Here is an 11,605-nt window from a genome sequence, read left to right on the forward strand (position 1 = left end):
GATCAGGGCAGTGCATGCACGTGGCCGCCGACCTGGGTCGCGAACTGGTTACCGTTCGTTGCGTCCCAGTTGGTCGACCACGTCATCGCACCACGCAGCGATGGCCACGGAGTGCTCGGCTTGTAGTTGCCGCAGCTAGTGCCCTTGGTCAGGCAGTCCAGCGCGTTGTTGACGACTGACGGCGCGACGTACCCACTGCCGGCTGCACGGGACGACGCAGGCAGACCGAGTCCGACCTGATCGGGACGCAGACCGCCTTGCAGCATCAGGCAGGCCTGCGCGGTGATGAAGTCGACCGACCCCTGCGAGTACACCTGACCGTCGCAGCCGTTCATCGAGCCCGAGTTGTAGTACTGCACGTTGACGATGGTCAGGATGTCCTTGATTGCCAGCGCCAGCTTGAAGTACTCGGCGGACGTACTCTGCATGTCGATCGTCTGCGGCGCCATCGTCACCACCAGTCCGCTACCGAACTGACTCTGCAGGCTGTGCAGCGCCTGACCCATGTACTGCGCGTTGACGCCGTTCTCCAGGTCGATGTCGATCCCGTCGAACCCATACGCGCGCAGCACCGACAGTGCGCTCGAGGCGAAGTTGGCCGCGGCCGTTGGATCAGCCACCGAGATGGTGCCGTTCTGGCCGCCGACGGACAGGATCACCTTCTTGCCGGCTGCCTGCTTCGCGGCGATGTCGGCCTTGAACTGCGCGACGGTGTATCCGCCCAGCCCAGCACTGTCCAGGTTGAACGTGATGCCACCCGGCTTGGCCGCATCCGCGTCCGCAAAGGCGACCGCGATGACGTCGTACGCGGCCGGTACGTCAGAGATCTTCTGCACCGTCGCGCCGTTGTTGAAGTTCTGCCAGTAGCCGGTAAGCACATGCGCCGGCAGATTGCCTGCAGGTGGATTCGTACCGCCGTCAGAGGTAGTGCCGGACGCAGCCGCGCCGTACGGCGAGCAGTTGCCACTCGGATCACACGCCCGGACCTTGAATGAGTACGTGGTGGCAGCAGCCAGCCCGGTTGCGGTCCAGCTGGCCACGTTGCCGACGCTCTGCGCCGCGCCCGTACCTCGGACCACGTCGTAGTGGTCGATGCCGTTCGCGTCTGACGCGGCTGACCAGCTCAGCTTCAGTGAGTTCGAGGTAGGACTGCCAACAGCCAGACCACCAGGCGTAGACGGCGCTGTGGTGTCCGGTGTCCCACCCGGACCGTCCAGCACGACATCGTCAGCTTGGTACGCCGGTAGCGCGTACCAGCTGTGGACATAGATCGTCACCGAAGTCGCTGACGCACCAGTGGTGAATGGAACAGTCAGCTGACTCCAGCCGGAGCTGGTCGTCCAGGTACTAGGGCCGCCGTCTACTCCGAGATAAACGTTCGACCCTTTCACCCAGGCGGACAACGTGTACGCCGTATTGGGCTGGACCGCAATTGATTGGGAGCACCTAGCGATATCGCTGCCGCTGGGGGTGGCCTGAAGGGCATAGGTGCCGGAGTGGGGAGCGGTTGTCGTCACCCCGCCGGCCGGACAGTTCCAGCCGCTGAGCGTGCCGGACTCGAAGCCGGCGTTCGTGACGAGATTGGCGGCCGCGCCGGCGGAACTGGGGACCAGGAAGGCCATGAGTACGGCGAGCAGGCTGATGATGACCGCTGCCTGGGGGCGGTGTGCAGGCGGGTTCATGCCTTACAAAGTGTGACCACACAATTACATTGTCAAGACCCTGCATAAAATGGGAACGCTCTCACATACATAAAAGCGAAGATCTTTACCAGTACTTGCAAGAGGAAAGGCGACGGCCCCCGGCGGGGGGGTGACCGGGGGCCGTCTTCGGCCACGGGCTCGGGGGGAGGAGCCGGGGGCCGTTCAGGAGGCGACAGTCTGCCACTGTCAGGGGTTTATGTACCCCCTAAGACCTGGTGCTACACATCTCAGTTGAATCTCAACCGAATCGCGCCACCCAGGGCCCGAAACAGAGCCACTGTCACACTGGTCCCCAGTCTAACGGGATACCGGCCGACACAAAAGCCCGGGGGGCCTCGGCGTTTCTCCCAGCTGCCTATGCTCGGTCCATGGCGCACCCCGGTACGGCTCGATCGGCGGCCTTCTTCGATCTGGACAAGACCATTCTGGCCCGCTCGAGCACGCTCGCGTTCTCGCGCCCGTTCTACGCCGGCGGACTGATCAACCGCCGGACCGTCCTGCGCAGCGCGTACGCCCAGTTCGTGTACCTGCTCGGTGACGCGGACCACGACCAGATGGAGCGGATGCGCGAGTACATCTCGGCGATGTGCGCCGGCTGGGACGTGGCGACGGTGCAGGGGATCGTCGCCGACACGCTCGACCACATCGTCCGGCCGATGATCCACGCCGAGGCGGTCGAGCTGATCGACCGGCATCACGCGGCCGGCCGGGACGTGGTGATCGTGTCGTCGTCCGGCGCCGAGGTGGTGGAGCCGATCGGGGCGATCCTCGGCGCGGACAAGGTGATCGCGACCCGGATGGTCGTTGCCGACGGCAAGTACACGGGCGAGATCGCCGAGTACGCGTACGGTCCGCACAAGGTGACCGCGATGCAGGCGCTGGCCGCGGTCGAGGGGTACGACCTGGCGAGCTCGTACGGCTACTCGGACTCGATCACCGACGAGCCGATGCTCGCGGCGGTCGGGCATGCGCACGCGGTGAACCCGGACAAGGCGCTGCGCCGGGTCGCGGTCGAGCGCGGCTGGCCGGTGCTGGAGTTCGCCGAGCCGGGCGAGCGCGTGGGCCGGGTCCGGCGACCCGCGGTAGCCGCCGGCGTGGTCACGGCGGTGGCTGCCGGGGCGCTCCTGCTGGCGTACCGGCGGCGGGCGCGGGCGGTCTGAAAGCTGAAGATAGCTTCATTGTTCTCAACTCCATGAAGGCACTGCATCCCCTTCCCAGAAAGGGGTTTCAGGAGTACAAAGGAATCACAAAGGATCTCCGGATCCGGAGAGAAATTGCACGCCAGCCCGGTACCCACGCGGCGACCAGCCCATCCCAAACGGGCAGCGCGACCCAGGCCAAGTCCTGTGGCGGCAAACCGGTGCACGCATGGTAACCAGGATGGCGTGCCAGCGACGGCGCTCTCACTCGAGAGCGCCGTCGGCATGTCCGGCGGGCGAGACCAGCGGCGACAGTTCGGCACCTTTTGTCAGCACTTCGCAGGAGCGCAGCAACCAGTCACGTACGCCGGTCAGTCCTCGCTCTGTGTAGTCGGTGAGCCCGGTCGCGTACGACGCCCGCAACAGGTAGTGACCACCCTCCGGCACCGTGACCGCGACCGGGTCGATGCCTCGGGCAACCAGCAGGCAGCGCTCGGCGGCCCGGGCGACGAGTCCGTTCGCGGTCGGGAACGGCCGCAGCGCGGCGAGCTCGGCGTGCACGATCGCGGCCACCACCAGACCGGGTGCCTTGGTCGGGCGGGTGAGGTTCTGCGCGAGCGCGCTCAGTCGCTCCCACATCTCGGCGGCGGCCGGCGCCGGTGGCAGGCCGGGGATGTCGTCCGGGATCGGCTCGGCGGCGGTCCGCAGGTGGCCGAGCTCGGCGGCCGGGCCGAGGTCGGCGGCGGCCAGCTGATGCAGTCTGGTCCAGACCTGCACCGGCGCGGTGTCCACCTGCGGTGCCAAGGTCATCAGTTCGGCTGTCATCCGGACCGCGCCGGAGGCCAGTCCGTCGGCGGCACCACGGCGTACGTCGTCCGGTGTCGCCGTACTGCCCGCGAGTGCCGCGGAGGCGTGCGCGCCCCGCAACAGCGCCTCGGCGGTCACGTCCGAGCTGACCCGGCGCAGACCACGATCCCGCAGCAGCACGTCCACCGCGTCCCGCGCCGCCCGAGCCGCCGACCCGACCCCTTCCAGCCCGCTCAGAGGCTCGAACACATCGCTACTCATACCAGCAGCCTAGGATGACGTGGCATGGCGCTCGGCACCGTCCCAAGGTTCAGCATCGTGGTCCCCTGCCATGGCTCGCGGGCCTGGTTGCGGCCGTGTCTGGACTCGGTGCTCGGGCAGTCGTTCACCGACTTCGAGGTGATCGGGGTTGATGATGCCGACCGGGACTCGTCCGGCCGGATTCTGGAGGAGTACGCGGCCGCCGACCCGCGGGTGCAGGTGGTGCACCTGGACGAGAACCTCGGTCTCGGGCCGACCCGGAACGCTGGGCTGAAGGAGTGCCGCGGCGAGTACGTGCTGTTCCTGGACGCCGACGACGTCTGGCAGCCCGGGTCACTGGAGGCGATCGCGGCCCGGATCGACAGCGCCGGCCGGCCCGACATCGTGCTGTTCGACTACGAGCGGATCTTCTGGGACGGGCGCGTGGTCCGGAACCAGCGGCACGACGCGTTCGCCCGTGAAGGCGCCGGCGTGTTCACGGCGGCCGAGCGGCCGATCTTCCTGACCTTCCTCGAGGTGGTCTGGAACAAGGCGTACCGCCGGGAGTTCCTGACCCGGCACGGCTTCGCGTTCACGGCCGGCTTCTACGAGGACGCCCCCTGGACGTACTCGACGATGCTGACCGCCGAGCGGATCGCCACGTTGGACAAGGTGGTCGTGCACTACCGCCAGCACCGCACCGGCGGGAACATCCACGCCACCAGCGGGCGCCGGCAGTGGGACATCTTCGACCAGTACGACCGGGTGCACGCCTTCATCCAGTCCGATCCGGAGCTGGCGGGCTGGCGCAGGTTCGCGTTCGACCGGTCACTCGACCACATCCTCGCCGTACTCGCGAAACCGGAGCGGATCGACACCGACGACCGGGCCGACTTCTTCCACGCCGCGCACGCGTTCGCGAAGCGCTGGAAGCCGGAGGGATACAGCACCGACCGGACCGCCCGCGGGTTCAAGCGCTGGCTGCTCATCCACGACGACTACGCGACGTACTCCACGCTCAAGCTGAGCGCCCGGGTGCTGCGCGCGTCGACGCCGCCGAAGGCCGTCGGCAAGCTGCTCCGCCGCGGCAAGCTCGACCCGAACCTGGCGGTGTACGCGGCGTACTGGTTCAAGCAGTACGCCTGCAACCCGCGGGCGATCTTCGAGAAGGCGGCCGAGCTCGCACCGCAGGTCCGCGGCGTGTGGGTGATCGACAACGATCAACTGAGCGCGGTCCCCGAAGGCGTCGAGTACGTGGTCGCGGACTCCCCCGCGTACGAGAAGCTGCTCGGCAAGGCAACGTACTTCATCAGCAACATGAACTGGCCGAAGAGCCTGGTCAAACGCGAGGGCCAGATCCACCTGCAGACCCAGCACGGTACGCCGCTGAAGACGATGGGTACCGACCTGCGCCATTTCCCGCGTGCCGGTCAGGACCTCGACCTCGACGAGCTGATGCGCCAGGTCGACCGCTGGGACTACAACCTGTCCTCCAACCGGTACTCGTCGGAGATCTGGGAGCGTACGTACCCGGCGCGCTTCGAGGAGTTGGAGTACGGCTACCCACGCAACGACCGGCTGCTGACCGCGAGCATCGACGACGTCCGGGCGATCCGGGCCGCGCTCGGGTTCGACGACTCACACCTCGTCATCCTGTACGCGCCGACGTTCCGCGACGGGGTCGACTCGGTTCGGTTGCCGACCGGCTTGATGGATCTCGGTGGCTCCGGCATCCAGCTGGATCTGGACCGGCTGGCGTCCGCGGCCGGTGAGCACGGCCGGGTGCTGGTGCGGACGCACTATTCGTTGTCGAAGGCACCGGAATCGCACTCCGGGCGGGTGATCGACGTGTCCCGGCACCCACGGGTCGAGGACCTGATGCTGGCGGCCGACGTACTGATCACGGACTACTCGTCGATCGCCTTCGACTACGCGAACCTGGACCGTCCGATCATGCTGCACGTCGAGGACCAGGGGTTCTACAGCGGCCGGCGCGGCACGTACTTCGACGTCACCGACTTCCCGCCCGGTGTGGTGGCTCGGTCCGCCGAGGAGCTGTTCGCCGCGCTGCGGAACGGTACGTTCGCGAGTCCGGAGGCGGCCAAGCACCGCCAGCTGTACCGGGAGCGGTTCTGTGAGTTCGACGACGGGCAGGCGGCCGAGCGGGTCGTACGCCGGGTGCTCCTGGGCGAGACCGATGTACCGGCCGTACTGCCGCCGGCGGACCGGTCACCGGCGCCGTCGGCGTACTTCGTGCATAATGGCTGACATGTCGATCAGCTTGAAGCCCGTCCACGCTCTGCGCGTGCGCTTCAGCCTGCGACGACGACGCACTGTCTGAACACCCCAGCCTGTTCCAGTCGCGTCTCCTTGAAGGACTCTGCCATGTCCGCGATTCTGCCTGTCCTTGCCACCAGACTGTCCGCTGCCGCTGCGGCCGCCTGCGGCTCGTCGTACGCCGATGTCGATCCGGAGCTGCGGTCGGCCACCAAACCCGAGTTCGGGCACTACCAGAGCAATCTGGCGCTCCGGCTCGGCAATGCGCTCGGCCAACCGCCACGGGACGTTGCCGCGCGTCTGGTCGCCGCCGTGCAGCTGGATGACCTCTGTGAGCCGCCGACCATCGCCGGTCCCGGTTTCATCAACCTGACGCTGCTGCCGTCCACACTGGCCAGAGCAGTCAACGAACCGCAGACATTCACCAGTAACGGCCAGCGGGTCGTGGTCGACTACTCCCAGCCGAACGTAGCGAAGCAGATGCACGTAGGTCATCTCCGCTCCACTGTGATCGGCGACGCGCTCTGCAACGTACTGAACCACGTCGGCTATCAGGTGCTTCGGCAGAACCACGTAGGCGACTGGGGTACGCAGTACGGGATGATGATCGAGCAGCTCCTGGGGGAGGGGCTGACGGCTGAATCCCTTGACCTGGTTGGCTTGCAGCAGCTGTACGAGCGGAGCCGGAAGCACTTTGATGCCGACAGCAGCTTCGCGGACCTGTCCCGCGGCAGAGTGGTCCTGCTGCAGTCAGGTGATCCGGCAACGCGGGCGATCTGGCGGCACATGGTGGATGTGTCACTGGACGACTTCGAGCAGGTGTACGCGCTGCTGGGCTCTGCACTCACTCGGAGCGATGTGGTTGGCGAGAGTGCGTACAACGACGACCTGCCGCGAGTTGTAGCGGAGCTGGAACAGCAGGGATTGTTGACCGAGTCAGAAGGCGCCATGTGTGCTTTCATGCCCGGATTCGTCGGCCGGGACGGCAGTCCGCTGCCGGTGATCGTCCGGAAGTCAGATGGTGGTTTCGGCTACAGCGCAACGGATCTGGCCGCCGTACGGCATCGGGTGGGTACGCTGCACGCGGACCGGATCGTGTACGTAGTGGACCACCGGCAGGCGTTGCACTTCGACCAGATCTTCACGCTGGCACGGACGGCCGGCTGGCTGCCGACTACGGTCCCTGCAGAGCACGTCTCGTTCGGCACCGTACTCGGACCGAACGGAAAGCCCTTCAAAACAAGAGCAGGCGGCACGGTCAAGCTCGTGGACCTGCTGGACAGTGCAGTCGCCAGAGCGGACGCACTGCTTGCCGGACGGGACGGTGTAGATCGGGCAGCGACTGCACGGGCAGTCGGCATCGGTGCGGTCAAGTACGCGGACCTGTCGAGTGACCGGGGCAATGACTACGTGTTCGACCTGGACCGGATGGTCGCTATGACTGGCAACACCGGTCCGTACCTGCAGTACGCGCATGCTCGGCTCACCAGACTCCTGTCCAAGGCTGGAACAACAGGTGGTGAGGTAACCGAGCTGCAAGAACCTGCGGAGCAGCGGCTCGCCCTCCTCCTCACTGGCTTCGCTGCGACGGTCACACAAGTCGCGGAGACGCTCCAGCCCCACAAGCTGTGTACGTACCTCTACGAGTTGGCATCCGCGTTGTCGGTGTTCTACGAGCAGTGCCCCGTTCTCAGCAGTGTCGGAGCGACCAGAGCAAGCCGGATCGCCCTCTGCACGGCGACCCGGCAGGTGTTGCAGGATGGACTGGGCCTGCTCGGGATCCAGGCTCCTGACGCGATGTAACTCACCGGAGGTGCTGATGCTGCCGTGGTCCGTCGACTTCGCCGGTCGCCTGGAACAGACGACCTACACGAGTGAACTGCTACGCGGTAACCCGCTGGGCGATCCACACGAGCGCCCGGTGCTCGTGTACCTGCCACCGGGCTACGACGAGTCGGAGGACCGGTACCCGTCCATCTACGTGACGATGGGCTACACCGGACACGTCGGCATGTGGTTCAACCGCGTGCCGTTCCGGCAGCCGTACCCGGAGTTGCTGGACGCGATGTTCCAGGACGAGAACGTGCCGCGCGCAGTAGTGGTGTTCGTCGACTCGTGGACCAGGTACGGCGGCAGCCAGTGCCTGGACTCCCCTGGCACCGGGCAGTACCAGTCCTATCTGTGTGACGAGATCGTGCCGTGGGTCGACGCCACCTACCGGACCATCCCGGACCGCGACCACCGAGCCGTCACCGGTAAGTCGAGCGGTGGCTACACGGCGATGGTGACGCCGCTGCTGCGGCCGGACGTGTTCGGTGCACTCGCGACGCATGCCGGCGACGCGCTGTTCGACGTCTGCTACCGCCCGGAGTTCCCGAACCGGGCCAGGACACTGCGGGACAAGTACGACGGCAGCTACGAGAAGTACTTCGAGGTGCTGGCAACCCGGGCCGGACAGACCACGAACGAGGACCTGCACCTACTGGAGATCTACGGTTACGCATCGGCGTACTCAGCCGAACCGGACGGCACCGTGCTACTGCCGTTCGACGACGTGGGCGCGATCGTCCCGGCGGTCTGGTCGCGCTGGCTGTCCCGCGACCCGGTGGAGATGGTGAAGGAGCCGCAGTACGCCGAGGCACTGCGCTCGCTGCGCGCGGTGTGGATCGATGCGGGCCGGGAGGACGAGTACTACCTCGATCTCGGCGCGACCGCGTTCCACCGGGCGGCGCGGCAGGCCGGCGTACCCGACGGGCGGCTGCACTTCGAGCTGTTCGAGGGGACCCACGGCGGCATCGAATACCGGTACCCGATGGCAGTGCGTTGGTTGGCTGAGCAACTCAGGGCAAATTGACGTGCTGTCGCGATGTGGAGGCCGTACCTTCAAGCCATGAACTGGCCGAATGGAATCGAGGCGCGCCCCCTCGGCAAGAGCGACGTCGAGGCGTGGGCGGTGCTGGCTGCCGATGTGGAGAAGGTCGACCAGGACGGCGTGAACCTCGGAGTCGAGGAGCTCACCGAGCAACTGGAGGCGCCGGGACTCGACCTGGCCCGGGACACCGTCGCCCTGTGGGCCGACGGGCGGATGGTCGGCTTCGGCATGGCCGGCGTCTCCTCCGCCGTGGTGGACGTAGACCGGGTGCGCACCGAGGGTGCAGTGCATCCGGAGTGGCGCCGGCAGGGGCTGGGTACGGCGCTCGTGCGCTGGCTGATCCGCCGGGCACAAGAGCTGCACGTGGACACCCACCCGGAAGTGCCTGGTGTGGTCGCAGCCGGCACGATCAGTACCAACGTCGGTGCGACGACCATGTTCAGTGGCTTCGGTTTCGAAGAGGTCCGGTACTACATCGACATGCGCCGGCCGCTGGACCAGCCCGTACCTGAGGTGCCGGTGGCCGATGGGTTCCGGGTGATCCCGTTCGAGCTGGCGTACGACGACGCGGTGCGGCAGGCGCACAACGAGGCGTTCCAGGACCACTGGGGCTCGACGCCACGCGACCCGGAGACCTGGGCCAACCGAACCACCGGGACGCGGGCGTTCCGGGGCGCCCAGTCCTACCTGGCGATGGACGGTGAGACGGTCGCGGCGTATGTGCTCTGCTACGAGTACGCCGCCAGCACCGCCGCTACCGGGGTGCGGGAGCTGTACATCGGCCAGGTCGGCACCCGCCGGGCGTACCGTGGGCGCGGTCTGGCCCGGGCAACGCTGGCGAAGGTACTCGCCGAGGCCGCACAGGCCGGGTACCAGCGGGGCGGGCTCGGCGTCGACGCCGACAACCCCACTGGTGCGCTCGGCCTGTACGAGGGCCTCGGCTTCATCACTCACTCCAAGTACATCAACTACAGCCTGCCGATGCCGTCAGACGTGTGAGTCGACGACCGCCGGAGCCGAGGTCTCGACCGGCTCCGGCTGCGACCGGAACCAGTTCCACGGGCGGACGGTGACGATGATCATCGCCAGGCTCACCGCCGCGTAGACGAGCGAGCCGATGAACGCCGCGTGCACGCCGTCGACCAGTACCTCGCGGGGAACCGTCGACGTCGAGTTGCGGCTCGCCGTACCGAAGATCGTCACCAGGATGCCCAGGCCGAGCGCGCCGCCGACCTGCTGGACCACGTTCAGCATGCCGGACGCGGCACCCGAGTCCTCCGGTGCGACACCCGCGATCGCGCGGCCGACGAGCGGGATGAAGATCATCCCGGCACCCGCGCCGAACAGCAGCAGCGGACCGACCACATCGTGCAGGTACGCGCTGTGTGCACCGAGCCGGGTCAACCAGATCGTGCCGAGCGTGATCAGCACGGAGCCGGCCAGCATCAGCTTCGCTCCGTCGATCCGGGCCACCAGCTTGGGTACGACGCGGGACGCGGTGAACAGCAGCCCGGTCAGCGGCAGGAATGCCAGACCGGCCGCGAGCGGACTCAACTCGAGTACGCCCTGCAGGTACTGCGTGAGGAAGAAGAACATCCCGAACATCGTCCCGACCACCAACAGCATGGTCAGGTACGACGCCGACCGCTGAGCGGACTTGAACAGCCGCAACGGCACGATCGGGTGACTGACCCGGCGCTCGATCAGTACGAACGACACCAGCAGTACGACACCTGCCGCGAACGCGGCCAGCACCTCCGGCGACGACCAGCCCGACTCGGCGACGCGGATGAAGCCGAACACCAGCGAGGTGATGCCCAGCGTGGAGGTGAGCGCGCCGGCCACGTCGAACCGGCCGGTCTCCGGCGCGGTCTCGGTCAGCACCCGGCGGGCGGCGAAGACCAGCACAATGCCGATCGGGACATTGATGAACAGACCCCAGCGCCAGGACACCCAGTCCGTCAGCATCCCACCGAGGACCAGACCGACGCTGCCGCCGCCGGACGACACCAGGCTGTAGTAGCCGAGTGCCTTCATCCGGTCGGGACCTTCGCGGTACGTGAGCATCAGCAAGGTCAGCGCCGCCGGTGCGGCGATGGCACCACCGATGCCCTGCAGCACCCGCGCGGCGAGCAGTAGCTCCGCGTTCGGCGCCAGACCGCCGAGCAGGGAGGCCAGCGTGAAGACACTGATACCGGTGATGAAGACCCGGCGGCGACCGAGCAGGTCACCGGCGCGGGCGCCGAGCAGCAGCAACCCGCCGAAGGCGAGCGCGTAGGCGTTCTGGACCCAGGACAAGCTGGACGGACTGAAGTGCAGGGCCTGCTGAATGTGCGGCATGGCGATGTTCACCACGGTGCCGTCCAGGATCACCATCAGTTGGGTGACCAGGATGACCGCCAGAACCACCCCCGGCCGCCGGACCGGCGTACCGGAACCGACTGATGTTGCCGACATATTTGTTGCTCCTTACCCCCATGGGGTTACAGTTGAGAGAGAAAGCGGAGCGCTCCTCCGGATACGATGCGGAGGCACCCTCCACTTTGCAAGCGTTATTGTGGCGGAAC

General features: G+C 67.0%; 8 protein-coding genes. 5 read left to right on the forward strand and 3 right to left on the reverse strand.

The window, feature by feature from the left end:
• Positions 1–2: 2 nt before the first annotated feature.
• Entirely contained in the window at positions 3–1,682 is a 1,680-nt protein-coding gene (locus HDA44_RS23370; protein WP_184837810.1) for a chitinase, read from the reverse strand.
• Between the two features lie 389 nt (positions 1,683–2,071).
• Between HDA44_RS23370 and HDA44_RS23375 the strand changes: the two genes are divergently transcribed.
• On the forward strand, positions 2,072–2,863 hold the full coding sequence (locus HDA44_RS23375; protein WP_184837812.1) for an HAD family hydrolase: 792 nt from the start codon (positions 2,072–2,074) through the stop codon (positions 2,861–2,863).
• Between the two features lie 243 nt (positions 2,864–3,106).
• On the opposite strand, the gene HDA44_RS23380 is transcribed toward HDA44_RS23375, so the two are convergent.
• Entirely contained in the window at positions 3,107–3,910 is an 804-nt protein-coding gene (locus HDA44_RS23380) for a Fic family protein (protein WP_184837814.1), read from the reverse strand.
• A 24-nt stretch (positions 3,911–3,934) separates the two neighbouring features.
• Between HDA44_RS23380 and HDA44_RS23385 the strand changes: the two genes are divergently transcribed.
• The 4 genes from HDA44_RS23385 (at position 3,935) to HDA44_RS23400 (ending at position 10,037) form a co-directional block, all read left to right on the forward strand.
• On the forward strand, positions 3,935–6,157 hold the full coding sequence (locus tag HDA44_RS23385; protein ID WP_184837816.1) for a bifunctional glycosyltransferase/CDP-glycerol:glycerophosphate glycerophosphotransferase: 2,223 nt from the start codon (positions 3,935–3,937) through the stop codon (positions 6,155–6,157).
• A gap of 117 nt (positions 6,158–6,274) precedes the next feature.
• Positions 6,275–7,969 carry an arginine--tRNA ligase gene (argS, locus tag HDA44_RS23390; protein WP_184837818.1) on the forward strand — a complete coding sequence of 565 codons (1,695 nt, stop codon included), beginning with the start codon at positions 6,275–6,277 and terminating at the stop codon, positions 7,967–7,969.
• Between the two features lie 16 nt (positions 7,970–7,985).
• Complete coding sequence (locus HDA44_RS23395; RefSeq protein WP_184837820.1) at positions 7,986–9,020, forward strand: alpha/beta hydrolase; 1,035 nt, start codon at positions 7,986–7,988, stop codon at positions 9,018–9,020.
• A gap of 36 nt (positions 9,021–9,056) precedes the next feature.
• Positions 9,057–10,037, forward strand: a complete 981-nt coding sequence (locus tag HDA44_RS23400) for a GNAT family N-acetyltransferase (RefSeq protein WP_238352526.1) — start codon at positions 9,057–9,059, stop codon at positions 10,035–10,037.
• On the opposite strand, the gene HDA44_RS23405 is transcribed toward HDA44_RS23400, so the two are convergent.
• On the reverse strand, positions 10,026–11,495 hold the full coding sequence (locus tag HDA44_RS23405) for an MFS transporter (protein WP_184837823.1): 1,470 nt from the start codon (positions 11,493–11,495) through the stop codon (positions 10,026–10,028). The two genes, HDA44_RS23400 and HDA44_RS23405, sit on opposite strands and share 12 nt — an antisense overlap.
• Positions 11,496–11,605 lie beyond the last annotated feature (110 nt).

It is taken from the genome of Kribbella solani, assembly GCF_014205295.1.
GTDB classification, from domain to species: domain Bacteria; phylum Actinomycetota; class Actinomycetes; order Propionibacteriales; family Kribbellaceae; genus Kribbella; species Kribbella solani.

Excerpts from the sequence above, each read along its gene's own strand:
- HDA44_RS23370 (WP_184837810.1), bottom strand. The coding sequence starts at position 1,682 with ATGAACCCGCCTGCACACCGCCCCCAGGCAGCGGTCATCATCAGCCTG.
- HDA44_RS23375 (WP_184837812.1), top strand. The coding sequence starts at position 2,072 with ATGGCGCACCCCGGTACGGCTCGATCGGCGGCCTTCTTCGATCTGGAC.
- HDA44_RS23380 (WP_184837814.1), bottom strand. The coding sequence starts at position 3,910 with ATGAGTAGCGATGTGTTCGAGCCTCTGAGCGGGCTGGAAGGGGTCGGG.
- HDA44_RS23385 (WP_184837816.1), top strand. The coding sequence starts at position 3,935 with ATGGCGCTCGGCACCGTCCCAAGGTTCAGCATCGTGGTCCCCTGCCAT.
- argS (WP_184837818.1), top strand. The coding sequence starts at position 6,275 with ATGTCCGCGATTCTGCCTGTCCTTGCCACCAGACTGTCCGCTGCCGCT.
- HDA44_RS23395 (WP_184837820.1), top strand. The coding sequence starts at position 7,986 with ATGCTGCCGTGGTCCGTCGACTTCGCCGGTCGCCTGGAACAGACGACC.
- HDA44_RS23400 (WP_238352526.1), top strand. The coding sequence starts at position 9,057 with ATGAACTGGCCGAATGGAATCGAGGCGCGCCCCCTCGGCAAGAGCGAC.
- HDA44_RS23405 (WP_184837823.1), bottom strand. The coding sequence starts at position 11,495 with ATGTCGGCAACATCAGTCGGTTCCGGTACGCCGGTCCGGCGGCCGGGG.